This window comes from Streptomyces sp. MP131-18 (genome assembly GCF_001984575.1).
Classification (GTDB): Bacteria; Actinomycetota; Actinomycetes; order Streptomycetales; family Streptomycetaceae; genus Streptomyces; species Streptomyces johnsoniae.
On sequence record NZ_LZNS01000001.1, the window covers coordinates 242,343 to 267,968 of the forward strand.

General features: G+C 68.0%; 23 protein-coding genes and 4 pseudogenes. 12 read left to right on the plus strand and 15 right to left on the minus strand.

Annotated elements, in window-relative coordinates:
• The first annotated feature begins 220 nt into the window (after positions 1-220).
• The 5 genes from STBA_RS01250 to STBA_RS36985 all read left to right on the plus strand — a co-directional run bounded on the left by STBA_RS01250 (position 221) and on the right by STBA_RS36985 (position 7,650).
• Positions 221-1,450 carry a site-specific integrase gene (locus STBA_RS01250; RefSeq protein WP_077057464.1) on the plus strand — a complete coding sequence of 410 codons (1,230 nt, stop codon included), beginning with the start codon at positions 221-223 and terminating at the stop codon, positions 1,448-1,450.
• 342 nt (positions 1,451-1,792) lie between these two features.
• A complete protein-coding gene (locus tag STBA_RS38535; protein ID WP_253194481.1) occupies positions 1,793-6,145 on the plus strand; it encodes a hypothetical protein in 4,353 nt (1,450 codons plus the stop codon).
• Positions 6,146-6,974: 829 nt separating this feature from the next.
• Positions 6,975-7,238 carry a helix-turn-helix transcriptional regulator gene (locus tag STBA_RS01260; RefSeq protein WP_077057465.1) on the plus strand — a complete coding sequence of 88 codons (264 nt, stop codon included), beginning with the start codon at positions 6,975-6,977 and terminating at the stop codon, positions 7,236-7,238.
• Between the two features lie 83 nt (positions 7,239-7,321).
• The gene (locus STBA_RS01265) at positions 7,322-7,474 is read left to right on the plus strand and encodes a hypothetical protein (RefSeq protein WP_366510713.1); all 153 of its coding nucleotides are present in this window, start codon (positions 7,322-7,324) and stop codon (positions 7,472-7,474) included.
• Positions 7,465-7,650 (plus strand): hypothetical protein, encoded by a 186-nt coding sequence (locus STBA_RS36985; protein WP_143659398.1) that lies wholly within the window; start codon positions 7,465-7,467, stop codon positions 7,648-7,650. The genes STBA_RS01265 and STBA_RS36985 overlap by 10 nt, the downstream gene beginning before the upstream one ends.
• Positions 7,651-7,691: 41 nt before the next feature.
• On the opposite strand, the gene STBA_RS01270 is transcribed toward STBA_RS36985, so the two are convergent.
• From STBA_RS01270 to STBA_RS01280, 3 genes are read right to left on the minus strand one after another with little or no spacing between them, the layout of a single operon-like run.
• A complete protein-coding gene (locus tag STBA_RS01270) occupies positions 7,692-7,916 on the minus strand; it encodes a hypothetical protein (protein ID WP_143659399.1) in 225 nt (74 codons plus the stop codon).
• Positions 7,917-7,949: 33 nt separating this feature from the next.
• The gene (locus tag STBA_RS01275) at positions 7,950-8,402 is read right to left on the minus strand and encodes an endonuclease domain-containing protein (protein WP_079251633.1); all 453 of its coding nucleotides are present in this window, start codon (positions 8,400-8,402) and stop codon (positions 7,950-7,952) included.
• On the minus strand, positions 8,399-9,403 hold the full coding sequence (locus STBA_RS01280; protein WP_077057467.1) for a tyrosine-type recombinase/integrase: 1,005 nt from the start codon (positions 9,401-9,403) through the stop codon (positions 8,399-8,401). The genes STBA_RS01275 and STBA_RS01280 overlap by 4 nt, the downstream gene beginning before the upstream one ends.
• Before the next feature lie 238 nt (positions 9,404-9,641).
• Between STBA_RS01280 and STBA_RS01285 the strand changes: the two genes are divergently transcribed.
• The gene (locus tag STBA_RS01285) at positions 9,642-9,986 is read left to right on the plus strand and encodes a hypothetical protein (RefSeq protein WP_216355896.1); all 345 of its coding nucleotides are present in this window, start codon (positions 9,642-9,644) and stop codon (positions 9,984-9,986) included.
• Positions 9,987-10,042: 56 nt separating this feature from the next.
• Here STBA_RS01285 and STBA_RS01290 read toward each other — a convergent pair whose 3' ends face one another.
• From STBA_RS01290 to STBA_RS01320, 7 genes are all read right to left on the minus strand, one after another.
• A complete protein-coding gene (locus STBA_RS01290; RefSeq protein WP_216355897.1) occupies positions 10,043-10,852 on the minus strand; it encodes a phage antirepressor KilAC domain-containing protein in 810 nt (269 codons plus the stop codon).
• 491 nt (positions 10,853-11,343) lie between these two features.
• Positions 11,344-11,658, minus strand: coding sequence for a hypothetical protein (locus STBA_RS01295; protein ID WP_216355898.1), 315 nt, complete (start codon positions 11,656-11,658; stop codon positions 11,344-11,346).
• Positions 11,655-11,912 (minus strand): holin, encoded by a 258-nt coding sequence (locus STBA_RS01300; protein WP_077057470.1) that lies wholly within the window; start codon positions 11,910-11,912, stop codon positions 11,655-11,657. Before STBA_RS01300 ends, STBA_RS01295 begins: the two co-directional genes overlap by 4 nt.
• Before the next feature lie 19 nt (positions 11,913-11,931).
• Positions 11,932-12,303, minus strand: a complete 372-nt coding sequence (locus STBA_RS01305) for a hypothetical protein (RefSeq protein WP_077057471.1) — start codon at positions 12,301-12,303, stop codon at positions 11,932-11,934.
• Positions 12,291-13,346 (minus strand): N-acetylmuramoyl-L-alanine amidase, encoded by a 1,056-nt coding sequence (locus STBA_RS35410; RefSeq protein WP_079251635.1) that lies wholly within the window; start codon positions 13,344-13,346, stop codon positions 12,291-12,293. Before STBA_RS35410 ends, STBA_RS01305 begins: the two co-directional genes overlap by 13 nt.
• 62 nt (positions 13,347-13,408) lie before the next feature.
• The gene (locus STBA_RS36990; protein WP_143659400.1) at positions 13,409-13,864 is read right to left on the minus strand and encodes a hypothetical protein; all 456 of its coding nucleotides are present in this window, start codon (positions 13,862-13,864) and stop codon (positions 13,409-13,411) included.
• A 352-nt stretch (positions 13,865-14,216) separates the two neighbouring features.
• Complete coding sequence (locus STBA_RS01320) at positions 14,217-15,752, minus strand: glycosyl hydrolase family 28 protein (RefSeq protein ID WP_077057473.1); 1,536 nt, start codon at positions 15,750-15,752, stop codon at positions 14,217-14,219.
• An 807-nt stretch (positions 15,753-16,559) separates the two neighbouring features.
• Between STBA_RS01320 and STBA_RS01325 the strand changes: the two genes are divergently transcribed.
• From STBA_RS01325 to STBA_RS01340, 4 genes and pseudogenes are all read left to right on the plus strand, one after another.
• A complete protein-coding gene (locus tag STBA_RS01325) occupies positions 16,560-17,840 on the plus strand; it encodes an alginate lyase family protein (RefSeq protein WP_253194482.1) in 1,281 nt (426 codons plus the stop codon).
• A gap of 225 nt (positions 17,841-18,065) precedes the next feature.
• Positions 18,066-18,458: pseudogene (locus tag STBA_RS01330) on the plus strand (DUF6192 family protein); the annotation flags it as partial.
• A gap of 2 nt (positions 18,459-18,460) precedes the next feature.
• Positions 18,461-18,873: pseudogene (locus tag STBA_RS01335) on the plus strand (RacP protein).
• A gap of 66 nt (positions 18,874-18,939) precedes the next feature.
• Positions 18,940-19,791: an IS5 family transposase gene (locus tag STBA_RS01340; protein WP_077057475.1), complete on the plus strand. Its 852-nt coding sequence runs from the start codon at positions 18,940-18,942 to the stop codon at positions 19,789-19,791.
• Between the two features lie 63 nt (positions 19,792-19,854).
• On the opposite strand, the gene STBA_RS01345 is transcribed toward STBA_RS01340, so the two are convergent.
• Positions 19,855-20,298, minus strand: a complete 444-nt coding sequence (locus STBA_RS01345; protein ID WP_143659401.1) for a hypothetical protein — start codon at positions 20,296-20,298, stop codon at positions 19,855-19,857.
• 466 nt (positions 20,299-20,764) lie between these two features.
• Positions 20,765-21,481, minus strand: a pseudogene (locus STBA_RS01355) (ISL3 family transposase); the annotation flags it as partial.
• Positions 21,482-21,606: 125 nt separating this feature from the next.
• Here STBA_RS01355 and STBA_RS01360 point away from each other — a divergent pair.
• Together STBA_RS01360 and STBA_RS37530 are read left to right on the plus strand one after the other, a co-directional pair.
• On the plus strand, positions 21,607-21,813 hold the full coding sequence (locus STBA_RS01360; RefSeq protein WP_077057477.1) for a hypothetical protein: 207 nt from the start codon (positions 21,607-21,609) through the stop codon (positions 21,811-21,813).
• A gap of 105 nt (positions 21,814-21,918) precedes the next feature.
• Positions 21,919-22,071, plus strand: coding sequence for a hypothetical protein (locus STBA_RS37530; RefSeq protein WP_171987614.1), 153 nt, complete (start codon positions 21,919-21,921; stop codon positions 22,069-22,071).
• A gap of 274 nt (positions 22,072-22,345) precedes the next feature.
• Here STBA_RS37530 and STBA_RS01365 read toward each other — a convergent pair whose 3' ends face one another.
• The 3 genes and pseudogenes from STBA_RS01365 to STBA_RS01375 all read right to left on the minus strand — a co-directional run bounded on the left by STBA_RS01365 (position 22,346) and on the right by STBA_RS01375 (position 25,597).
• On the minus strand, positions 22,346-22,894 hold the full coding sequence (locus STBA_RS01365; RefSeq protein WP_077057478.1) for a pyridoxamine 5'-phosphate oxidase family protein: 549 nt from the start codon (positions 22,892-22,894) through the stop codon (positions 22,346-22,348).
• Between the two features lie 220 nt (positions 22,895-23,114).
• Positions 23,115-24,380 (minus strand): IS701 family transposase, encoded by a 1,266-nt coding sequence (locus tag STBA_RS01370; protein ID WP_077057479.1) that lies wholly within the window; start codon positions 24,378-24,380, stop codon positions 23,115-23,117.
• A 66-nt stretch (positions 24,381-24,446) separates the two neighbouring features.
• Positions 24,447-25,597 (minus strand): annotated as a pseudogene (locus tag STBA_RS01375) (IS630 family transposase).
• Positions 25,598-25,626 lie beyond the last annotated feature (29 nt).

Consider the following 25,626-nt stretch of genomic DNA (forward strand, 5'->3'; position numbering starts at 1 on the left):
GGCGACGATGCGCCGGGGCTACTGCACGCCGGCTGGTACACCACGGAGGAAGTGGCGGCGCTCATCGGTATCGATCCCTCCAGCCTGCGCCGCTGGCGTACCGCCAAGCCGCCCCAGGGCCCCCCTTCGTCCGTATCTCGCCCCGGGTCACCCTCTACAGCGTCCCGGACGTGGAGCAGTGGCTGCGAGACCAGCGCACCGATCCCGCGGCCGCCGCCTGATGGCCCAGCACGAAGGCATACCGCTCGCCATCGACCTGTCCACGGACGTCGAGTACCGCCCCGACCGCCCCACCCCCTACCGGGCCAGGGTCCGGTGGGTCGACCCCGCGACCGGGCGCCGCACCTCCAAGTCGGAGGCCCACGCCACCGAACCGGAGGCCCAGGAATGGCTCGACGCGCTGCTCCGCGCAGCGAGGCGCGGTATCGCCCCGGACGCGGCGACCGCCGAACTCGCCGCCTACGGCCAGGCCAATATGGAACTGGCCCTGCGCGGGCTGGAGAAGAAGACCCACGCCCCCTACCTCGCCGGGTGGCGCCGCCGGGTCGTCCCCGCCATGGGGCACCTTCCGCTGCAGATGGTCACCTACGGAGCCGTCGACCGGGTGGTCCACGGGTGGATCGCCGACGGCATCAGCCGCTCGTCCGTCAAGAACAGCCTCGCCGTCCTGGTCCGCGTCATGGAACAGGCCCTTCGTGACGGCATCATCGACCGCAACCCGGCCCGCATCACCGGCTGGCAGAGCCAGTACCAGCGGCACGAGGACGAACTCGACAACCCCCGCGCCCTCGCCCTGCCCGATTTCCCCACCCTCACCCGCCTCGCCGACGCACTCGTCGAACGCTCCGCCGACAACTACCGCGGCTGGGGAGACGTCGTGACCTTCATGGCCTGCACCGCAGCACGCATCGGCGAAGCGTCCGGCGTCCGGGCCGGCGACATCGACACCCACCACTGGATATGGACCGTCCGCAGGCAGACCACCACCGCACCCGGCGGCCTCATCGACAAAGGCACCAAAGGCAAACGCGCCCGCCGCATCCCCCTCATCGAGGAAGTCCGCCCGCTCATCGCTGAACGCCTCCTCACCTCCGGAGGCGACCCCGACGCCCGCCTCTTCCGCGGCCCCCGGGGCGGACGCATCACCACCGCCGTCCTGCGCGACGCCGCCCACTGGGACGAAGTCGTCACCCGCCTCGGATACGAACACCTCCGCCGGCACGACCTGCGCCACACCGGCCTGACCTGGATGGCCGACGCCGGCATCCCCCTTCACGTCCTGCGCCTCATCGCCGGCCACGGTTCCCTCACCACCACCCAGCGCTACCTCCACCCCGACCTCCGCTCCCTCCACAAAGCCGGAACGTCGCTCACCAACCACCTCAACAACCAACGACCCACCCCCGTGCCCAGGCCGGTGCCGCTGCGCAACACCACCCGCGCCAGGTAGAGCGGCCAAGTAACGTCCTGGCCACAGGCAATCAGGCAAACGCCCAGAGCTTCGAAACAACCCACAAGCCGCATCCCCCTTTCGACTCCTGGGTGGATTGGTCACCTAAATCTCTCCGAGCTTGCGGGACCGTCGGCGCCTGTGGCGGATCTGCGTGTCCAAGGAGGAGCGGATTGTGTTCTTCCGGTATGCGGGAGTGTCGGTGAGGAGAGATAGAGTCGCGGAACTCAGGGCCTTAAAGGTTGGGCCTGCGTGGGGAGGGAGTGAGGCCGGGTGGGGCTACGGGGCGGGGCTGCGGACAAGGCGGGCAACCGGTACGAGGACTGGTGGACCGCGCTGAGAGTGGCGGACCTGCTGCGAGGACGGGCGTCGCGGATCCGCCTGGAGCCCCTGGGGGTTGCGGGCGCCGGGATCGAGTTCGAGATCGAGGAGGCCGATAGCACCTGGTGCGAGCAGGTGAAGGACGTTCCCTCGAAGAGGGCTTGGAGCCTGGACGCTGCAGGGAAGATCCTCAAGGCGGTCATGGGTCATCTTGCAGCGGGCAAGAAGGTCCGTCTCGTGCTGTCCACAGGAGCTCCCGAGCTGCATGAACTTGCCCAACGTGCCCGGGCGGCCGAAACGCTCGCCGAGTTCGAGGGGATCATCACCAGGGCACAGCTTCCCCAGTTCGTACAGGCACTCGGGAACTGGTCCGTGAACGGGGTACCGGTCGACCGGGAGACTGGCTGGCGGTACCTGCAGGCTGTGTACGTGGAGCACCATCCTCCGGAGACCCTACGCCGCTTGGTGACCTCGGCCTATGAGCTGCTGTTCGTCGGGGATCCAGAGGTCATCGTCAAGCAGTTGAGGGGCTATCTCGACGAGCACCTTCACCAGCGCCTCAGCGGCCCGCAAATCCGCCGCCGCCTTCTGACTGTGCCAGGCGTGCGCCCGCGTCTGCTGGCCGGTGATGCTGGAACGCTCGAGGCCCTGGCCGGGACCGTAGAGCGCTTCGTGCGGCGTGTACGGCGGGACACGCCTGAGTTCGGGATGGCCGCTCGCCCGCACGCGGAGCAGCTGTACCAGCGCTTGGTGGCGGAGGATGGCCCTCAGGTAGTTGTCTGCGAGGGCGGTGCCGGTCTAGGGAAGTCGACGGTCGTCGCCGATGTCCTGACCCGGATTTCCGCGCGAGGATGGCCGGTGGCCGCGGTCCGCATGGATGGCGCCGATCCGAGCATGCAAACGGCAATGGACCTTGGGGCCAAGATGTCCCTGCCCGACTCACCAGCGGTGCTACTGGCTGGGGTCGCGGACGGGGACCCAGCCCTGCTGCTGATCGACCAGCTGGATGCGGTCAGCACTTACAGCGGCAGGATGTCGGACGCCTACGAGGCGGTTGAGGACGTGCTGGCGCAGCTGTCCGCCGCCCCAACCGTCAAGGTGCTCTTGGTCGCCCGCAGCGTCGACATCCATAACGATCCGAGGCTGACGAAACTAGTGACCGACCACGCCCGGACAGAACGGTTCCCCCTCAGCATTCTCGACTTGGAGCACGTGCGCACGGTCCTAGCCGCCGGTGGCACGGATCCCGACAGCCTAGGGCCGGTGACGCTGGAGCTGTTGCGGACTCCCTTGCACCTGTCGGTCTTCAGTCGCCTGTCACCCTCTGCGCGCGCGGCTTCATACCGGACTTTGCCAGAGCTGTACGCGCGCTACACCGATGAGGTCCGCGAGAGAGTCGAGCAGCAGCTCGGAGCACTGGACTGGGCCGGGATCACCGGGGCGCTATGCGCTTACATGAGCGAGACCGAGAAACTCCAGGCCACGGTCGCCCTGCTCGACGACTTTCCCCGTCAGCAGGTCAGGGCTTTGGAGTCGCATGGCGTGTTGGTGCGCGACGCGGAAGAGATCGGGTTCTTCCACGAGACCTACTTCGATTTCCTCTTCGCCCGGGCCTTCGTCGCCAAGCGGGAGGACATCCACGATTTTCTGGCCACTTCCGGCCAGTACCTGTTCCGGCGGGCCCAGACCCGGCAGATCCTCGAGCACCTCGCTGGCACGGACGGTGAACGGTTCCGCACTACGGTGGCCCGGCTCCTGGGGTCTGATCGGATCCGCGCGCACCTGCACGATGTGATCCTCACGGTGCTCGGGCAGCTCGACGCCGAGCTGCCGGACTGGCAGGCCATCGAACCGGTCGCCTGGAGCCAAGCCCCCGTGGCGGGTAAGGTCCGCAGTCTGCTGGCCCGGCCGCAGTGGTTCGACGCGGCCGACAAGGGGCAAAGGTGGGAACGCTGGCTGAGCACACGAACAACCGCCGATGCGGCGTTCGGGGAGCTACTGTCCGTCGCGCGGCACCGACCCCAGCGTGCTGCGGAACTCTTGCGCCCGTACGTGGGTACCACCTCGCAGTGGCAGCGCAGGTTGGTGGCGCTGATCGAGTGGGCACTCACGCCTGAAATCGTCGCTCTTGCCGCCGATCTGATCGAGTACGGGCACGCGGACGAGATTCGGGGGCCGATCGCGGTCAACAGCGACTTCTGGTCGCTCCTCTATGGCCTTTCCGAGACCGATCCTGCTCCCGCCGCGCGCCTTGTCGGCGCCTACCTACGCCGTCACCTCGCTCGTGCGCGCGCCAACGGATCCGGCGACCCCTTCGCCTCCAACCACTTGTCCACGCATTCCCAGGTGGCCGATACAGTCCTTTCCCGCATTGCGCAGGCCGAGCCGGAAGCCTACGTCGACCAGGTTCTGCCCTTTGTCATCGACGTGGCCACCGCTGGCAATACGGACCGCACCGGCTCTCACGGGCTCGGTGGCCGCTGGGCCTACCGTCACGTGGGCGGCCATAGCGTCGATACGGCCTTGCTGGCTGCCCTTGACACGGCACTACGTTCCTTGCCCGAGATCGCCCCGGCTGCCGCTGACAGCGCTCTGCGACGACTGACCGTCTCGCTGGTCCAGGAACTGCGCTTCCTCACCTGCCGTCTGCACACTGCCATGGAACAGCCCGATGAGGCGATCGCCTGGCTCCTGACCGATCAGCGCAACCTGAGACTGGGGTGGCTGGACAGCCCGGGCTGGGCTTCACGTGAACTCATCGAGACCACCACGCCGCACTGCAAGAACGAGACGCTGGATCACCTGGTCACCGTGTTGCTCGGCTATTACCCGACATGGGAGCGCCAACGCCAGAAGTGGCAGGCCAGTGCATGGGGCTGGTCCCAGTACGAGCTCCTGTCGGCGATCTGCCCCTCTCGCCGCAGCGAAGAGGTACGCCGCCGGCTCGACGAATGGAAGCGCAAATTCCCCGGCCGGGTTCCGTCGCCACCAAAACCGATCCAGACCGAGTTCATCGGCTCGCCGATCAACGACCATGCGGCCCGGCACATGACCGACAACCAGTGGCGCCGCGCCCTGGACAAGTACGCTCAGCCCCAGCCCGAACAGTTCTGGCCTCGCCGAGGCGGAGTCCACGAACTCGCCCGAACACTAGGCAGCCGCGCGCAACAGGAACCCCACCGTTTCACCGACTTCGCCCTCACTCTCGGCCCGGGCTCACCAGCCGCTTACCTCAGCGCAATCGTGGGATCGGTCACGCCCCACCTGGACACCGAGCGCTGGGAACAACTGCTCCTTCACACACACCGGGCCCTCCGCTCCGAGGCTGCGTCCACGGTCTGCCGCACTCTGCAGTCGGCCCCACAGCACTTCACTTCTGCTCTGCTTCCAGCCCTCGACAGCTACACCACAGACCCTCACCCCGAGCACGACATCCGCGACCCCGATGCCGAAGGAACGCGGACGGATCTACTGACCGCCGGCATGAACGCCACCCGAGGTCAGGTGGCACTCACCGTTGCCGCCCTGCTCTTCCACGACAGCCGACACCTGCATATGCTGACGCCTCTGGTCACCCGTCTGGCCAACGATCCCGTGCTCGCCGTGCGAACCTGCGCCGCCGAAGCCGTACTCGCCCTGCTCAACCACGATCCTCAGACTGCGCTCGACATCGCTGAACAGCTTCTGACCCACCAGGACACCAATGTCCACAATGCCCCCACCACCCAACAACTGCTCATCCACGCCCTGGTCCGCGATCGCTCGCGCTTCGCCCCCCACCTCAACCGCGCGCTCCAAGGCACTCAAGGAGCGGCCGAACTCGCAGGACAGACCTGGGCCATTGTCGCCATCCAGGGATGCCTCACCGCAGGGCTTCCCATGGATGTGCAAGAACTCAGCGACACTGCCCGCCGCGGCGCGGCGGCGGTCTTCGCGCACCATATCGACCACTACCCACACCTCATCCCTCTGTTCAGCGATGACGACGCCAAGGTCCGCGAAAACGCCGCCCTGGGCATGAGACAGTCCTTCGACCTGCTTCCTGCACAGGCCGACCAACTCGTCAGAGCTTTCCTTAACAGCCAGGCGTTTCCCGAGCACTTTGAGCATCTCGTCTCTGCGCTCTACGAGCACACTGCGCCTCTGCCTGTCGTGGCCATCGATGCCTGCGAGCGCATCATCCAGAATTCAGGCAGGGAACTCGGAGACATCAGAACCCACCATGCCGCGGACGGCCATCATCTAGTCTCTACGGTACTCCGTCTCTACCGCCAAAATCCGCCCGCACTAAGAACTCGGTGCCTGGACATCATCGACCTGCTCTCGCTATCAGGCGCCTACGGGCTGAACACCGCTCTGGAAAACGAACGCTGACCCAACTGACGTCACGTAGCCCCCTACGTCCGCCGTGACACGCCTCCCGTGCAGCGGAAAGCACCCCGGACCGGGTCATCCTGAACTTCGGCTTCCCGCGACTGACGACGCCCGGCCCGTTCAGGCGAGTCGCTCGTGCACGTGAACCAACTGGCAGGTAAGTCAGCCTCGACAGCGCCAACTGAGCGCCTGACCGAGATCAGGCATTCATTCCCGCCACGGCATATCCGGGCGTCAAGTCCTGGGCCGCATGGCTAAAGGTCGGGGCCGCCTCGAATATTGCGACGTGGGGAGCGAGTTGTTTGGATCCGACGGACGTTTCTTGGGGACCATCTGGGGACCACACGACATGCGCAGACCTGCGCGTTACGCACCCGAGGAGGCTCTCCTCGCCTTCCTATCGTGTGCCTGACCTGGCCAAACCTCTGGTTCGACGTGCTGGGGGTCAAGGGGTCGTGGGTTCAAATCCCGCCGTCCCGACACGGTGAATTGGCTCTGCCGCAGGTTATCTAGCCTGTGGCAGAGCCTCTTTTCGTTGCGTTGCTCGGGGTTGGGCGGTGTTTCTCGGGGTCCCCCCGGCAAGATCATCTCCCAGTTCTCTCCCGGCAAGCAGCGCGGCCCCCCTCTCCGCGAGGGGGCCGCTCGACGCCGGAGCCAGAGGGGGGCCATCCCGAGCAGCCCCGGCGCGCTGGGGGGTGAATACTGGCCAGTCTGGCCGGTTTAGACCACTCTACGAGACGATGTGCGCTCATCACACCCGTTTCTCATGATCCAAAAATGCACCTGGTCGGGTACAGCCTTCATGATCTTGGTCGGCTGACGTGGCGGTGTGCCGCCTCAGCCTCTTCCGCCCGACCCGCTCCACCTCCGTCGGCTCGCCGTCGGCGCCCGCATCCGGGAGGCGCGACTGCGGGCGAACTGCACCCAGGAGCGCCTGGACGACCTGACCGGCATCGACCGCAAGACCATCTCTCGCGTGGAGAACGGGCACACCACGCTCACCATTGACCAGCTGCTCGACATCGCGGACGCGCTCGGCGTCTCCCCGCGGGAGCTGTTGCCGGAGCATCCCCCGTCCGCGTCACCCGGGTAGCGCCGCGCTGCCCCGGGCCGCAGCCTGGGCTCATGGCCCGTCCTCGCATCGTGGTGTACCCGCCGAGTGGGGGTGGCCGGCGGGTGCGTGTGGATGACGCGATCCTGGGCCGGGCGCGGGGGCTGGGGGAGCTGCTGCGGCTGCTGCGGCAGGCGGGGATCACGCTGGATGAGGTGCGGCTGGGGGATGACGCGTCGATCGAGTGGCGGGGTGGTGGCCCGACGGCGTGGGAGTAGTGGGCGGCGGCGGCGCTTTGCGGCCGGATGGCCCGGTGGTGTGGCTGACGCTGCCGGACGGGCAGGTGGTGTCCGCGGTGGTGCGGGCCCGCAGGCGGGAGCCGCGGGCGGACTACGATCCCGAGCCCGACGGCGACCCGCTCGTGTGGCACTACCGCGGGCCGGTCGTCGTCTAAGCCCGCACGCACCTGACGCCCCGCCCAGGATCGGCGGGGCGTCAGTCTGCGAGGTGGGCGAGCCAGCGGGCGGTCGTCGCGGCAGCGGCGAGGGAGCCGCCCGCGGCGTGCTCCACGATCAGCGGCAGCACTGCTGCGATCGTGCTGGCGTCCCACGGCTCCCCGGGGCCGTCCGGGTCTGTCAGCACTCGCACCGCTGCGGTGACCTGCTCCAGCCGCACCCCGCGCGGCAGCCCCGCAGCCATGACCGCCAACTCCGGGCTCATGGCCGCAGGATCGCACGCGCAGTGGCGGGACGGCTACCGGTTCTCACCGAGCTGGCGCTGGTGCTGGTGACGCTCCAGGTAGGCGATCGCCTGTCGGAGACGGACTATCGAGTCTTTCGCGTTCCCGAGTAGCAGGTTGCAGTGGTGGCAAAGCAGGGCACGGATCTGTCCGGTCGCGTGGTCATGGTCCACATGCATCCGCTTGGCAGTGTCGGGCTGCTCGCCGCATAGGCCGCAGCGTTGCCCCTGCTCCTCGACCATGCTCTGGTACTGCTCCAACGTGATGCCGTACAGGCGTCGAAGGCTCTTGTCGAAGACGGCATCCTTGCCGTTGGTGTCCCGGTATCGAGCCTTGTCTCGTTGCCGCATACACGTCTTGCAGTGAACCCTTCTGCCGCCTTGGTGCTGGTAGAAGTCATCTGCGGGCTTCACGCTGCCGCAGGTGCGACACGCGCGTGGTTCCTCGATCTGCGCGGCGGTGCTCACAGCCCGATGTCCTCGCTCGCCGCATCGATCCAGCGGTCGGCTTCGCGGATGTACCCCCAGAACGCCGGGGAGTTGGCGGCGTGGCCGGACTGGGCGCGGATCTTCTCTTCGCGCTTCCCGGCGACGCGGGAGGTGGTGATGAACCCGGCCCGCATGCTGTGGCCGGTGAGTCGGACGGCGAGGCCGGCGCGTTCGGCGTTGCGGGCGATGATGTCGCGGCAGGCTGCCGCGGACAGGGCGGTGTCGCCGAGGTTGCCCCACCGGTCGATCGGAACGAAGGCCGCCCCCCTCATGATGTCGGCGGCGGCTCGCCAGGTGAGCCAGGCGCGGACAGGGCAGGTGTCGGGGCTCTTGCCGTAGCCAACGACGACGTCACGGGCAGGGCGCCCCTTGACGCTGGGGACATGGACATCGAGCCCCTGACTCACCTGGACAATTCCGTCGGCACGCAGGGCGGCCACCTCGGCAGACCGCCCAGCGACGGCGAACGCGAGGAGCCACAGGGCGCGGTCGCGGAGGCCGGTGAGGCTGTCGGGGACGGCGGCTGCCATCTGCCGCAGCTGCTCTGGCGTCGCGGCGGCGGCCTTGCCACGCCCCCGCCCGAGGCGTTCGGGGTCGGCCTTCATCGGCTTGAGCGCCTTGCGGGCGGCGACCGTGGCTTCCTTCGGGACTTCGACGCCGAGGCTGCGTGCGGTGACGGTGACGCCGGTGATGCGGCGGTCGATGCTGTTGGGGGCGGCGAGCTTGATGGTGTCGAGCCAGACGACGAACCCGACGAGCGTGCCCCTGGTGACATTGGTCGACGCGATTCGGTGGCCGGTGCGTTCGCCGAGCCAGTCGTGGAACTCCTCCCACAGCGCCCAGTCGTTGGCGTAGCCACGCTTGGTGTTGTGGGGGCGGATCGCGTCGAGGTGCTTCTCAGCGGCCTCCTCCATGGCATGGAGAACGGCGAGGGTCGCGGGGTCGTAGGTCGCAGGAGCGGTGTCGGCCGCGTGTGTCAACTCTCAGCTGAGCATAGCCAATTGTACCGGTTTTTCGCCCTCGATATGGCATGCTATCCAGGGTGTGCTGGCGCTCAGGCATCCTGCCAGTTTCGGTCGCAGGCGCCGCAGGGCAGGGATGGTGGAGCAAGTCGGCGACCGTGGGGGGCCGGGTGAAGCGACCGTATGTGCGGCGGAACTGCGACGAGACTCGTAACTGGGTGTGGATGCCGTGGGAGGGGGCTCGCATTGCCTTTGGTTGAAGGAGGCTCTCGGGACCCGCATCCGCCCTGAACGGAACAAGGCTGAGCGATGCTGGGAGATCGCGCGCCAGCATCTCAAGCCGGTAATCGCTGCCCTCGTCGATCGGTTCGGCGAGGTCGACGTCTTTCTGGAGTTCTCGACGACGGAGAGGTGCGACACCCGCTGCGAGGAGGCGGCAGGCGATGACTGCACCTGCTCGTGCATGGGGGACAACCACGGCGGCGCCGTCTACTGGAAGCGCTGGCAGCTTGTGGGAGAGACGACGCTGGTCCGCTCCGCGTCCCGGAAGGAGCGTCGCTATCTGGTGGACGCCAAGAACCTGACCGCGGGGTGGCAGTGACCGCACAACGTACGCCCCGCCCCGCCATCACGGCGGGGCGGGGCGCAGTGGGAAGGTTAGGCCGCGTTTTGCTGGCTCCAGAGGTCGACGATCATGTCGATGCCTTCGGACGTGGCGTAGGCCACGGGGTACTTGGTGCCACGGCTCTTTTCGACTTTCACCGCGAAGTGCCCAGAGTTCTGGAACGTGGTCCGCGGCAGGTTCCGGTTACCTCCGTGGGTCGACATCTGCTTCCGGAAGATGCCCCGGTCGACGAGCCACCCGGTCAGCGTGCGGACGTTCGTACCGAGGATGTCGGCGATCTCCGTCATCCCGATGAGGCCGTCCGCGTTCATGAACGCGTCCCACTTGCCGGCCTTCGGCGCCAAGACCTTATTCGCCTGCTCCAGGGCTTCTCGGGCCTCCAGCGCCTCGACCAGGTCGCGGGCGAGCTCCAGCTTCGATGGCTCCCTGACCGGCCGGCGGGCGTTCACGTACTGGTAGAGCGCGTCGGCGAGCTCCACCTGGGCGAGTTCAATCTTGCTCCGCTTGGACTCGTCGGTGATGCGGCTGGCAGTGACGTTGGCTAGCCACATCATGACGATGCGCTCGTGCACAAGGAAGTGGGCTCGCACTCGATCGTCGCCGGGAATACGGACGTGCGTTACACACGTCCGTCCCGTTGACCAGGCGTTTCGCTCGATCATCTGCCGTTGGCCGTTGGTGTCGAGTGTGAGGTTCGCGCAGAGCTGCCCGAGCACAGCCCAGTTGCCACGGGTGTCGGTCAGGACAGTGACCGGGTCACCGTGGAACATGAATGTTCCGATATCGAAACCGCCCCCCGGCTTGTCGGGAGGCTGGAGCAGGCTACTGTTAGGTATAGACACGAGGCACCACCCTTGGTCTCTTGCCCTCGGCGGTTGCACCCGCCGGGGGCACATCTATGTGACGGCTCGCACATCTGACGGGCCGTAGAGAGAACCATACCCCCTCCAGGTGACTGCCTGTTGATGTCCAGGCGAGCCCAACGGGGTTGTATCGGACATGACTTCACGCTGAGTAGGGCTTCTTCTGTGGTTGGTACCGGACTGTCCGCCTAGAACCGTCTGGTACCGGATCCCCCACCGATAGACCACGGTGCGTGAACGTCTGCTCGGACCCAACGCGTTCGACGCCCCCCTCTCGCCGCGGCGAGAGGGGGGCGTCGAACGCGGGTCTGACAGCGGCACCTACTCGTGCGCGATCCAGGGTGACGTTGGGGATTCCGGCTGGCCGCCGCCAATGTCAGGGCCGTCACCGTGCTGCGCGAGCGTCGCCGCGTCTGCCAGCGGGGGGGGGCGGGCGGAGCCGTCGAGGCCGGCCGCACGTCCGGCGACATCTACACACCCCCGTCGACGATGCGCGCCGTGCGGGCGTCCACGCGGTTGACAGCGTCCCGGAGGCTGGCCCCTCCGTTGGGATGCAGTTCGTACTCGACCGCGGCCACCCGCTCCTCGATGCGCCCCAGTCGCTCCAGCACTCCGGGGCGGGCCGGGACACCTGGCCGCGCAGGCTGCCCGCGCCAGTCGTCCACCACCTCATCCATGCGCCCGGCGATCCGCACTACCGCGCGGATGGCCTGCCACACCGCGGCGCCGAGCGCGCACACGGCCGTTGCGGCCCCGGCCCACAGGGCTATCTGCTCGGCTGTCACGGGCGGCTCGCTCTCCATCCGGCGAGCGGGTCGTCGCGCGTGGGCGTGGGCGTTTCCGTCGCTCCGGGCCCGCCGGGGGTGGCTATCGCGGTGAGTACCGCGAGCAGGGCGGCGCCGCCTGCGGTCGCCAGTGCCGCCGGCCAGTCCACGGACAGCCAGTCGACGGCGTCGGCGCCGAGCAGCGCCACCAGGGTCTGCGCCGCCGTGCGCACCGCGCGCTCCAGCGTCGCCCGCCAGAAGGTCCACGTCGTCATGAGGTCAGTTCTCCGTTCGTCAGTCGGCGCCGAGGATGGTGAGGGTGTCGGGCCACGTGGTGAACCGCACGGCGCGGTCGTCCACGTAGGCGACCGCCGGCAACTTCCGGTTGGTGACGAGCAGCGTCCCGCGCTCGTTCCAGAACGTGCCGTCGTAGCCGGTGCGGCAGGTGAACCCGCGCCCGGTGAGCCACTCGGTCACCTGGCCGACATCGCGGCTGGTGAACACGAATACGGCACGGTGCTCCATGAGGCGCCGCAGGCCGTCGAGGGCGCCAGGTACCGGCGGGTCGTAGATCGTTCCGTCCGCCCAGCCCCGCGAGTAGGCGTGGATCACGCCGTCGACTTCGACGGCCACCGCCAGTGGGTCGGGGGCGGTCACGTCGGCCACGCCTGCCCGTGCATCTCCACGCGCTCGATAACCACTTGCTCGGCGTTCTCGTCGTGCCAGGCCAGCAGCAGCTTCGGCCGGGACTGCGCGGTGCCCTCGCGCCCGGCACCGCCATAGGTTCCCTTCGCGGTGCCGGGGATCTCCCGGATGGGCAGCTTGCGACCGTCCTCTTCAACGACGCGGAGCTGTATCGCGCCGGTCGGCGTGAGCCCGATGGCGTGGAGGTCGACCTCGACCCGGTACCGCTCACGGGCGCCCGCGAACGAGTAGGTGCCCTTGGCGATGGCCGTCTCCCCGTAGATGGTGTCCCCGGGGATGGAGACCCAGACGCCCTCGTCGCGGATGGTGAGCGGCCGAGTCATGGCCGCATCGATCAGTCGTCCCATGTCGTCGTCCTCCTCGGGGTGTTCGGGGGTGTCGCCGGGTGACCAGTCGGCGGGGTGCCGGAGTCGTTCGGCGACGCGCTTGCGCACCGCGTTCATGGTGATGCCGGGCCCGCGGGGGTCGACCTTGCCTGGCTGCCACTCGGAGTGCCCGATCACCGAGGTCGTGCCCTGCTTGCCCCAGCCGTGCGCCCGGCAGATCGCGGCGGAGGCGCGGACGATGGCCTCGACCTGTGCGGGCGGCCACGGGTCCTTGTTGTCGCCGAGGTTGATGGCCTCGAAGCCGTAGAAGTGGCGGTTGCCGTCGGTGTTCGCCTGGTTGTCCGACGGCAGCGCGCGCTCGGCGATGACGGCGTCCAGCACGTCCCGGTCGCCGCTTCCGGCGTGGTTGGCCCGGCCGTGCCCGACGAGGTGCACCGTTCCGTCGGCGATGACGCCGTGGCACAGCGGCCCAGGAAGCGTGGAGTGCCCGTCGTAGCACAGGTCCACGCTGGACTCGGTACCGGACGTCACGGTGTGGTGGATCATCACTCCGTGAACGGGGCCCCAGGACCCGACGTGATTCCGGTTGTGCGTGCGCCACGACCGGTACTCCCTGACCTTGACGCCCTCCGCCTTCAGCGCGCTCACCAGCTTGGCGGCCGATAGTGGTGTGGCCACGCGGCCACCTCCAGACATGGGTCAGCCCCGGCCAGGGCGGCTCCGGGGTGGCGTGAGTGGGGCTACGCGGGGCCCGCGTAGTAGATCGCGATGTGCGGCCGGGCGAAGCCCGTCGCGGTGGGGATGGTCGCGCCGGAGTTCTGGAACGGGGCGAACTGGATGGCATCGGCGGCGCCGTCGAACTGGACCGGGACGCTCCGCGCGGCCACGGTGACGGGCGTGCTGGCGGTGGTGTTGCCGATGGGCTTGCTGGTGCCCCCGATCGGGAGCGTGCCGTTGAACAGCCAGCTGGCGCCGCGCCACGTCCCCGACGACGAGCCCTCGAAACTGGTCTCGCCGGTGAGCTGGTACCAGCCCGGGACCGGCGGGGTGTAGTGCAGCCCAGGCGCGGGGGGAACGGTCGTGGGCGACTGCTTGGGTAGCGGAGCGGCGTCGCGGGTGTGCAGCCCAGGCGCGCGAGGATCGGTCGTTCCAGTCGTCGTTTGGCGCGGGTGTCGAACCGGTACTTCAAGGTGCACGGCCGGCGCCCGGAGAAGATCCCGGGACCGGCGGGGTCACGGATCGACAAGGTGGCCGTGTACACGGAGGATGACCGGCCGCTGCTGGAGCAGGTGTACGCCGAGCTCGTCGACGTGATCTCCTCGTTCGAGGATGGCGGCCAGACCGCGATCAGCGCCTGAACGACCTCCGCCCCGACCCAACTGCCATGGGTCGGGGCGGAGGTGTGTCTGGTTTCAGTCCGTTGCGGTGTCGGAGTCGGCGTCGAGGGTGACGGTGTCGGCGGTGACGCGCGGAAGCCGGTTGTGGGGCTGTCAAACGAGTGGTGTAACTGGTTTGACAGCCCGAGGAAGCCGGGGCGGGTCAGGGGAGTTACTGGGCTGCCGCCTCCTCGGTCGTCAGGAAACGCAGATTGCGGACGTGGTCGTTGACGAACATGGGCACGCCGTCGGAGGTCAGGTACCAGGCGGGCTTGCCGCCGCTGTCGCGGATGACCCTGCCGTTGATTCGGAGGTTCTCGAAGGTGACGTCCTTGATGACGTGGTCGGCGTCGAGGCCGATGAGCATGGAGACTTCGGCGTGGGTGCCGTTGTAGGTGAGGTCCTTGATGTAGACGTTCTCGATGCCGCGGCCGGCAACCTGATTCCACGCTGGGTTGAAGGAGACCTGCATGTGGACGAGCTGGCCCCAACGGAAGTCCTCGACGCGGATGTTGTCGAACCTGACGTCGCGGACGAGGTTGCCGTCGCCGGCGTTGATGGCCAGGCAGCCCTGGGCGATCACCTGCGGCTCACGGTGGTCGCAGATGTCGATGTTCTCGAAGTTCAGGTCCTCCAGCACCTCGGAGGCGGCGGGGTCGTCGTTGCCGTGCACGCCCATGTTGATCGGGTGGGCCACGTCGGCCCAGAGCGTGGAGTTCTTGACCGTGATGTTGCGGGTGTCGCCGTAAAACTCCCAGCGGTGGGTGTACAGGGCGATGCTGTCGTCGGAGGTTCGCAGGAAGCAGCCGTCGATGGTGACGTTCTCGGAGCAGTAGAGCTGGATGCCGTCGCCCCAGCCCTGGTGGCTGAAGGCGCGCAGGTTCTTGATGGTGAGGTTCCGGGACTCGCCGACCCTGACGTTCTCGTACCGCGGGTTGAGGATCGTGATGCCGTCGATCGTGACGTTCTCCGCGTTGCGGATGGAGATCGCGCCGGCGGCGGAGTTGTAGAGCACGCCGCGGCCGATCAGCCGGCAGTTCTCCACCCCCTCGAACATGACGCGCGAAGTGAGAACGGCGCCGGGGGCCAGGTAGACGGTGGTGCCGCTGGGCACCCGCAGCACTCTGTCGGCGTGGGTGTGCAGGCCGGGCCCGAAGTACATGACCTTCCTGTCGCCCTCGGCGGGAGGGTCCTGCTCGATCGGGCTGGCGAGCAGGTGCAGGCAGTCGAAGATCTTGTCGTCCACCTGCACGATGATGGTGCGGGGTCGGTCCAGGGTGAAGTGGGCGGTGCTGCCCAGTACCTCGGGCGTGATGGCGTAGGAGTCGGGGCGGATGCGGACCTTCTCGAAGCCGCCCATGGCGTAGGTGACCTCGACCTCGACGGCGCCGGAGAAGTCGAAGGCGGCCAGGGAGGAATTCTCGAACGGGTTGCTGCCGGTGACGGCGTTGATGTGGGCGAGCCTGACCCGGTAGACGTCCAGCGTCTGCCAGGTGCCGCCGGCCGGGCGGACCTTGACGGTGAAGGAGTTGTTGAGGGGCACGCTCGGCAGGGTCGGGTGGGTGACGACTCTGTTGCCGTCGGTGCCGGACACGTCTGCCGCCGAGGTGGCGCCGCGCGCGGCGCCCACGAGGCCGGTGCCGGAGGCGGCGACGGCGGCGGCACCGGCGGCCGTGAGCGTGGTGCGGCGGGTGACTGGCATACTCATGAGGCGTTCCTCCAGAAAACGTATTCCAGAAACCGTTTTCTACAGAGTCGTGTCCGTGTGATGGTAGGTCAAGGGCTTACGCAGGAGTTACTTGATGCCAGAGGTGTAGCGGCCGGCGATGAGGCCGCGCTGGGCGATGAGGAAGAACAGCAGCGGCGGCAGGACGTACATCACGGTACCCACGACCATGAGTTGTTGATCGGAAACCCTGGTCGTCGGCGAACAAGGTGGACAGCGCGACAGCGGGAGGCTTCCTCCGGTGAGCGAGCTGATTCTCCCCGGCAAAGCAGGACGGTGGATGGTCCTGTGCCGGCGAGATGACCGGCGGCCGCAGCAGCTTGAGAGCATGACCGGCCGGTCCGGCTGCCAAAGCCTGGCATGAAGGCGATCCTGGGCCACTGGGAGGAAGTACCCACCGGCAGCATCGAGGACCTGGACGCCTTCAACACGGGAGGCGAACAGCCCGGACACCTTCGTCCGTCACGTGCGCGCCCCCACCGAGTCACGGTCGACTGACCCGATGGCCTGGCGACCACCGGTCCGCGGGGTGGGGGCCGGCCCCCCGCCACGGCCCCACCGGGCACCGTTGGCATGTCAGACGCCTCAGCCGCCCGCCTCCCTGGCGGGTTGCCCGACTACCACGCGACTTCCGCCCCTCTGCTGTTGCGCCATCGCGACGAAAGCCTCGCAAAGCTTTCGAAATCCCGACCTCATAGAGAACCTTTTCCATAATCGCCGCCATCATGGGAGTGGCACACAGGACGTGCCTCCAACCCCGCAATCCCCCACAACCGAAGGAGGACTCTCATGCAGGGCATGCATCGCCCGGACAAGGAGACTCCGAGCCGCCGCCGCATCCTGAAGGCCGCCGTCCTCGGTGGCGGGGCCCTGGCCATCCCCGGCGCCGCCTACGCCAGCCAGGCCGTCAGCGCCACCGGCACCGCCGCGCCGCGGCAGGCCACCCGGCCGCTCCAGACGTTCACCCACCCCGGCATTCTCCACACCCAGGAGGCGTTCGACCGGATGGCGGAGCACGTGACCGCGGGCACCGAGCCATGGCTCGCGGGCTGGAACCGGCTCACCGCCAACGATCACTCCGCGGCGAGCTGGGCGCCCAACCCGCAGGAGACGATCATCCGCGGCACCGGCGGCTCAGGGCCGCAGAACTACCCGATCCTCTACAACGACATCCACGCGGCGTACCAGAACGCGCTGCGCTGGAAGATCACCGGCGACACCGTTCACGGCGACACCGCGCGAGACATCTGCAACGCGTGGTCGGAGACGCTGCAGGTCATTGACACCATCCCCTCCGACTCCCGTCTCGCGTCAGGCATCTACGGGTACCAGTTCGCCAACGTCGGCGAGATCATCCGCGACTACGAGGGCTTCGACCTGGCCCGGTTCCAAGACCTGATGCAGAACGTCTTCTACCCGCTGAACACCGACTTCCTGGTCAGGCACAACGACACCTGCGAGACCCACTACTGGGCCAACTGGGACCTGTGCAACATGGCCTCGATCATGGCCATTGGGATCCTGCGCGACGATCAGGCCCAGTTCGACGAGGCGGTGGACTACTTCTACAACGGCGTGGGCACCGGCTCGATCGCGAACGCGATCCCCTTCGTCTACGACGACGTCGGCCTCGCCCAGTGGCAGGAGAGCGGGCGCGACCAGGCCCACAGCATCATGGGCATCGGGCTGATGGGCACCCTCTGCGAGATGGCCTGGAACCAGGGCGTCGACCTCTACGCCGCCGAGGACTACAAGTTCCGCAAGGCCTGCGAGTACGTGGCCCGGTACAACCTCGGCTACGACGACGTGCCGTTCACCACCTACGCGAACTGCGAGGGCCAAGAGCACACCGTCATCTCCGAAAGCGGCCGCAGCGAGGTGCGCCCAGTCTGGGAACGGGTCTTCCACCACTACTGGGGCCGGCTGGAGCAGGACTGCCCGAACATGCAGGAGATTTCCGGGGCCAACTCCCCGGAGGGCGGCGGCGGCGACTACTCGCCCAACAGCGGCGGCTTCGACGAACTGGGCTTCGGCACGCTCGCGTACGTCGATCGTTTGGTGGGTGAATGACAGGAGCCTCCACCGCCGTCACGCACCGCCAACTGCCGGCCCCGGCTGGTCGGGCTGATCGGACCGCGCGCCGTACCCCGCTACGGACACGTGAGCACCTTGGCGACGACCGAGGTGGCCGAGGCTCGCGTCTCCACCGCACCCCGCAGTGATCGCATTCAGCATCGGCGGCCGCAACCGCGCCTGACCGCCAGGCCCCGCCGCGCTCCCGGGCGCGGCGGGGCGAGTGCGGCCACCGGCCTGCTGCGTCGTCCGGACGTCGCGTTCAAGGCGATGAGCGACGACACCGCCCGCTTCCAGGTCAACCATGCCCAGGCCGAGCGGAGCCGGCAAGCCCGCGAGCACTTCGAGGACACCAGCCCCGTCGCCCCGGCGGTCCGCCGGATCGACCGGTCGGTGGAGTTCCTGGACCTGGTGACCGCCTGCCACTCCTTCGTGGCCGCCGCCGGTCGCGTCGTTCCCGGCCTGCGTGACCGGCAGCTCGGTCAGGACGAGCGGACCATCGTGCACGAGAACGTCGCGCGGGTGCGGGCCACGCTCGACTGGATCGAGCAGGCGATCGACACCGGCAAGGTCGACATGGACGACGAACTGGCCCGCCTGCTGCGGGGCGAATAGCCATGCCCCGCGCCTCACGGCGCCGGGGAGAAGCCGCGTTACGGCACGCGGACACCATCCGGTTCCTGCTCTTCGAGGCCCGCCCGGCCGGGCTGTTGTTCCCCCAGTTGGTCCGGGCCAGCGAGTTGTCCCCGAGCCAGGTGCGGGCAGGGCTGGCCGCGCTGCGCGACACGATCGCCGAGCGGGGATGGCCACCGCTGATCTGGCCAACGGCTACCAACTCGGCGCCGATCAGGCCGCGCTGGAGGTATACGAGCGGGCCGTGCTGGCGGAGAAGCTCACCGCCTTCCGCCGGTTCATCACCGGCACCATCGCCCCGCACGCCGCGGCCCACCTGGGCGACAAGTGGATCAGGCACATCGTCGCCCAACTCAACTCCATCGAATCCACCCTCGACCTCATCACCAGCTCCTGACCGCCCGGGGCCCCGACCTGGGGCCGGCGCCGGGCAGCCCTATCGTCCGGAAGGCCCTCCGCTTCGATGCGTCGCCGCCGCTACCCCTCGGACACCACGAACGCCGAGTGGACCCTGATCGAACCCCTCCTCCCACCGCCGGCCTGCGAGCGCCCGACCGGCGGCCGGCCGGAGAAGCATCCCCGGCGCGAGATCGTCGACGCCATCCGCTACGTCGTGGACACCGGCTGCAAGTGGCGAGCCTTACCGGTGGACTTCCCGCCCTGGCGGACTGTCTGGGGCTTCATGGCCCGCTGGGCCGCCACCGGCATCGTGGGACAGATCCGCGACCAGCTCCGCCGCCGCGTCCGCCTCGGCATGAGCCGTGCGCCGCGGGCGGTGGCCACTGTCATCGACTCCCAGAGCATCCGGGCGGCCGAGACCGTCAGCCGGGCCACCCGCGGCTACGACGCGGCGAAGAAGGTCAACGGCCGCAAGAGACACCTGGTCGTGGACACCAAAGGGCTGCCGCTGCTGGTCATGGTCACCGCGGCCGACATGACCGACCGCGACGCGGCCAAGGAGGTCCTCTTCCGGCTGCGGCTGATGCACCCGGAGATCACCACCGTGTGGGCCGACACCGCGTATGCCGGAACGCTCGTCACCTGGGCCAAGACCTTCCTCGGCCTGACCATCAAGACGGTCTCCCGCCCCCGGGATGCGAGCGGCTTCGTCGTCCTTCCCCGCCGCTGGGTCGTGGAGCGCTCGTTGGCATGGCTCATGCACGCCCGCCGCCACGCACGCGATTACGAGCGTCTGGTACAGCACTCCGAAACGCTGATCACCTGGGCGGCGATCACGCTCATGGCCCGCCGCCTCACCCGTCGACGCTCCACGAGGCCGACAGTGATACCGAGCCAGCTCACCCAGGCGGCCTGACGCTTCCACCGCCCTGCATGCCGGACAGTGAGGGCTTCGGGGCCGCAGCCGGTGAACGAGAGGTTAGCCAATCGCCAGCCACCTGGACACAACGCTCTCGTGGTGGTTCGGCGGATTTGCGCCGTTGCGGGTTACGACACGGAACTTCAGTTCTCCACCCTCCCGCATGTCGTAATTACACCAGAGCTCGGCGCCTGCTCCGCCAGTGTGATGACACTCTCCTTCGCGGCCGTAGTCGGTGTACCACTCGACGACAACGCGCAGGCCATCACTCTCGTTGTCCCACACCTCAAACTTGTCGCCGTTACGGTGGAAGCATGCCTCACCACGCGAAATGATCGCGTAGTCGACGGCCTCTTCGCAGTTGGGGGGATACGCCTGGGTTGCTGGCGAATCGGCAGGGCGGGCGTTGTCGTAGTCGACAGAGTTCGCCTGCGCCGGACTGCTGAGCGTCATCGCGATGATCAGGGCGGCACCCCCCACGATGGCGTTTCGTAATTTTGCCATGACTTCCTCTCATGTTGGTTGAGCTGGGCGCGTTGGTCGATGACTTCATGACCGCATAGACGGTACTGCATGGCAATAAATGAGTGATAAATGCCTGTTGGCGGTGTTGTGCTCCCGTGCGCCAGGAACTCCTGGTGCCGGTGGCGACGGTGATGCTCGGTTATCACCGCACCACTGGACAGCTCCAGCGCGGCGAACAAACTGGTGGTGCCGTGCCGCACATAGTCGGCAGGGAGGCGTCGGAGGCCCGTTGCCGGTCAGGGACCGCGCGGGCTGGAGGATGGGACGGCGCCGAGCTCGCAGACGTTCGATCTCGGCTCGCAGGTCCGGCTGCTGGCTGTAGAGCCAGGACCAGGAGACGCCGACTTCGCGGGCGACGGTCTCAAAGCGGGTACGTATCCCGCGCGACTCGCGATGATCCGAGTTTCCAAACACCTTCTGAGACCGCTTCGCACAGGTTGTGTCAGACGTGCCACCTGTCGGCGACCTGCACCGCGTCGGGCAGGGCGCGGCGGATGGCCTCGGCATAGGTCGCCGAGCCGTCGCGGCAGACGACCTCGATGCCGGGATGCTTGCGTAGCCACGCTTCCAGGGTGTCGGCGGTGCGGTCGGGCAGGACGTCGATCCGCTCGTGGGTCTCGGCGTCGATCACCACGGTGGCATAGCGGTGCCGGCGGCGCAGAGCGAAGTCGTCGACGCCGATCACGCGGGGTCTCCGCCCGGTGGGCAACGGGATGCTCAGCAGGGTGCGCAGGGCCGTGTGACGCGAGACGCCCACCGCGAGTACCGCCGGCAAGCGGGCCCCGGCCCGGCCCGCTAACTCCTTGGCCACGGCCTTGACATGCCTGGTCAGACGGGCGGTGCGGCGCTGGTATCGCTCCAGCACTCCGGACAGCTGCTCGCGGAAGGTCTGTCGGCAGTCACGCGTAGGACACACCAAGCGCCGCACCCGCACGTGGACTACCACCCGGCGGTCGTCGACCGGCACGTCGGCCACCGGCCGCAGGGGATATCCGTGTACCCGCCCAGACGACGCCCCGCACACCGGACAGACCGCAGTCGTCTGCGGGGTCCTCGCCCGCACCACGATCCGCTCCCCCTCATCGGCCACATTATCGATGACCAGCGGCGACAGACCCGAAAACACCGTCCGCACAAGCTCGTTGACATCCTTCACAGGAATGTCAACGACCGTCACGACTCTCCGTCACCACCGAATGTGAGACAGGGCCGCTCGTTTTACAGTCCCGGAGTGGGTAACGGGTTCGGACGAACCCGTCGAAGAGAACGCGGAATGTCCTGATCGTCGTGAGCGTGTACGTGGTCACCGTGCTCATCGGGCGCTTCTCCGGTGACGGCGTCAGCTGGTGGTTGGCGCTGCTGGTGGGGCTTGTCGCCACCCCGTTGGTGCTGTGGATGTGGTGGCTGCGTCGCCGCATCACCGGCCAGGCGGCGGTGCGCGGCCGTCGCCATGGGGCCCACCCGTGGCCCGAGGACCGTCAGCGCGCGAGGTGAGAGCGCAGTACGCCCAGGTCAAGAAGGTTCGGGCCTGGGTGTACTGCTGCCCGGCGGTGCAGGCGGTGCGGTGTGGCACCGTTGAGCGTCTCAGAACGGTCACTCATGGACACCCCCGACCGACTCGTCATCCCCTCCTGGCCGACGGATCGATGGCCGCTGCGCCTCGGCCTGGCCTCGACGCTTGGCTGGATTCCCTATGTCGTCCTCCAGGGCTACGGCGGCGTCTTCCTGATCTTCGTCCTGCCGCGCTGGTAGCGGCAGTTGCCGTACTCACCGGCGCCGCCGTGCTGTGGCGGTTGCGCGGCACAGCCAACTCACGCTTGTCGCCGCTGACCGGCTTGGCCCTCGGCGCCCTCGTCCTGCTGATTTCGTGCCCCGCACTGCTCTGGTTCCGTTAGGCCCGGCCGTTTTGAACCCGCCCGATGAGGGCGGCGGCAGGTGCATTCGCGCCGTCAGTCCGCGCCGCAGTGGCGGTACGCGTTGATGGCTCATCGGTCGGGACTCGTCGGTCGAGCCGGGGCGTCCGGGCCTACGGAAACGTGTAGCGCGTATGGCTGAATACCTGGCCGTCGTGGCCGAAGCCGTACGCCGTGCCGGGGGTGACCGCGAAGAGCAGGTCTTTGCCGTCGCGGATGCTGTCGCCGAAGCCGTGGAAGACCCCCTCCGGCGAGGTGAGGTGGTCCCCGTACTGCGCCTCGAACGCGGCGATGACCTCGTCCTGCCGGGCCGGATCCGTCACCCGCTGCGCCGTGCCCTCGACCACGAGGTCGAGGCCGCCGGCGAGTGTGTTCTGCCCGGTGGTGAGGGCGCAGTGGGCGTTCGCGGCCAGGTTCTTCGCCTTCTGCTCGCCGGGCCCGGTGCTGAAGTGCAGCGCCCCGTCGTGCCAGGCGGCGATCAGCGGCGTGACGTGCAGCCGGCCGTCCGGGCGGACCGTGGTGATCCAGAAGACCTCGGCGTCGCGGAGCCGGCGCTGGGCCTCGTCCCAGTCGGTGGCGGTGACGTTTTCCGCGCCCGGGCGCGGGTTGAGCGCGGCGCTGTAGCGGGCGTCGAGCTCGGTGATGGGTGGCTTCGGCGTCATGGGGGGATTCCTCCCGTTCCTCTCTCCGTTTTCGTTCTCGGCTCTCCGTAAGGAACCATGCCGCCCCGCCCGGCCGCTGTCTCTCCGAGGTTTCGCCGACAGGTCCTGGTAGGGCTTGGTCATGTTGGTGCGGGGTCTGGCATGTCGCGGTGACAGGTGGGGCAGACGCCGGTCCAGATCGCGAGGAGTCGTTGTAGTTCGCGGACGACTCGGTAGAGGCTCAGGCCGGCGCCGTCTCTTTTGGGGATCGGCTCAGTCGCTGCAGGGTGCAGAAGGCGTGGGCGACCGAGACGAGGGTAACGTGGTGGTGCCAGCCGGGCCAGGTGCGGCCTTCGAAGTGGGCCAGGCCGAGGGCCTGTTTCATTTCGCGGTAGTCGTTTTCGATGCGCCAGCGGAGCTTCGCGGTGCGCACGAGGACGGGCAGCGGGGTGGTCTCGGGCAGGTTGGAGAGCCAGAACTGCACGGGCTCGTCCTGGTCGGCGGGCGATTCGGCCAGCAGCCAGCGCGCCGGAAGTTCGGTGCCGGCGGTGGCTTTGCGGATCTCGCGTCCGCCGGGCCGGATCCGCAGGGCCACGAAGCGGGAGTACATGCGCTTGTGTCCGCTGCGGCCGCTGCCCGGCCGTGATCCCTCCCGCCACTGCACCGGTCGCGCGGAAGACTTGCCGACCGCGATGACCAGGCTTTTCACCCTCTGCGCCGGCTCGGGGTAGGCCGCAACCAGTGGCCGGCCCCGGCCGGTGTAGTTGGGGGTGCACGGATGTGCCTGTTCGGGCTGGGCGGCGGTCGTGGTGGAGATGCCCACCACGTAGGTGAGGCCGCGCTCTTCCAGGCCGAGCCGGAAGGCGGCGGTGTCCCCGTAGCCTCCGTCAGCGATGACCAGCGGGACGTCGATGCCCCAGGACCGCGTCTCGTCGATCATGTCGAGGGCCAGCTGCCACTTCTCGACGTGGTCCACCTCGGCGGGGATCGCGCACCGCTCCCGGCGGGCCACTTTGACCGGGTCGGCCTTCGCCGAGGCCGTGTCCCAGCTCTCGGGCAGGAACAGACGCCAATTGACCGCCGCCGAAGCGTTGTTCGAGGCCAGGTGCAGCGAGACCCCGACCTGGCAGTTGGTGACTTTACCCGCGGTGCCGGTGTACTGCCTGCTCACGCACGCAGACGCACCCCCGCCCTTGAGGAAGCCCGTGTCACCGATGATCAGCGCGGTTGGGTTGATCGCCGCGGCCATCTTCCAGGCGAGTCGGGCGCGCACGTGCGCCGGATCCCACGGACTGGTGGTGATGAAGTGGGCCAGGGCCTGGCGGTTGCCGTCCTCACCCAGCCGGGCCGCCATCGGCTCCACCGATTTCCGCTGCCCGTCCAGCAGCAGTCCCCGCAGATACACCTCGCCCCACCGACGCTGATCCGCCCGCGCGAACGGCTCGAACACATCCGCCGCGAAGTCCTCCAGACGGCACCGGACCTCATCCAGTTCTTCAGGTGTCACATACCGGTCAACGACACAGCCCCTCAACCGGACACGCCACCAGCGAGCACACCTGACCAAGCACTACTAGTGTCCTGCGCCGGAAATCCTGGCAATATATTTCGATAGCGAATTGAGGATTTCGTCGGCGCTCTTGACCACGTGAACGGTTTGGGGTCCTCGTTCCAGGTCTGGATCCAGGTGCGGATGTCGGCCTCAAGTGCCAGGACCGATCGGTGGGTCCCGCGGCGGATGAGCTTGTCGGTGAGGTGCCCGAACCACCGTTCGCCCTGGTTGATCCAGCTGGAACCAGTCGGTGTGAAGTGGACGTGGAATCGGGGGTGCCGTCCGAGCCAGGCTTTGATCGCGGGCGTCTTGTGGGTGGCGTTGTTGTCGCAGATCAAGTGGACGTCGAGTTCAGCCGGCACCGCCTTGTCTGTCTTGACCAGGAATTTCTTGGACTCCGTGGCCCGATGGCGGCGATGAAGGGAGCTGATGACGCTTCCGTCTTCGATGTCGAACGCGGCGAACAGGCTGGTCACACCGTGCCGTTGGTAGTCGTGGGTGCGCCTTTCCGGCATGCCGGGCATCATCGGCAGGACCGGCTGCGTGCGGTCCAGGGCCTGCACCTGGGATTTCTCGTCCACACACAGCACCACCGCCTTCTCCGGCGGGTGGTGGTAGAGGCCGACGACATCGACGACCTTCTCCACGGACTGCGGATCCGTGGACAGCTTGAACGTGTCCTGGACGTGCGGCTTCAGGTCGAACTGCCGCCAGATCCGTCCGATCGTCGACTTCGACAGGCCGGTCCGCTCGGCCATCGACGCCCGCGACCAGTGCGTGGCATCACGCGGCGACGTCTCCAGCGTGGCGACGACAACTTCCTCGACCCGGTCGAGGAGGACCGACGGTGGCCGGCCCGGCCGCAGTTCGTCGGCCAGACCTTCCAGCCGCAGCTCAACGAACCGGCGCCGCCACCGGGCCACCGTGGACACCGAGGTCCCCAGCCGGCCGGCGACCCGCTTGTTCGACGTGTCTTCGGCGCACGCCAGCACGATCCTCGACCGTAACGCCAATGCCTGCGAGGACTTCGCCCGTCGGGCCCAACGTGTCAGCTGTTCCCGTTCAAGATCACTCAGAGACAGACCGGCCTTCGGCCGCCCCGGCCGGTCGGTGTCCGTCAGCCCCTCCAGCCGTGACTCCGCGAACCGCTTGCGCCACTTGCCGACTGTCATGGCCGACACACCCAAGTCATCGGCAACCG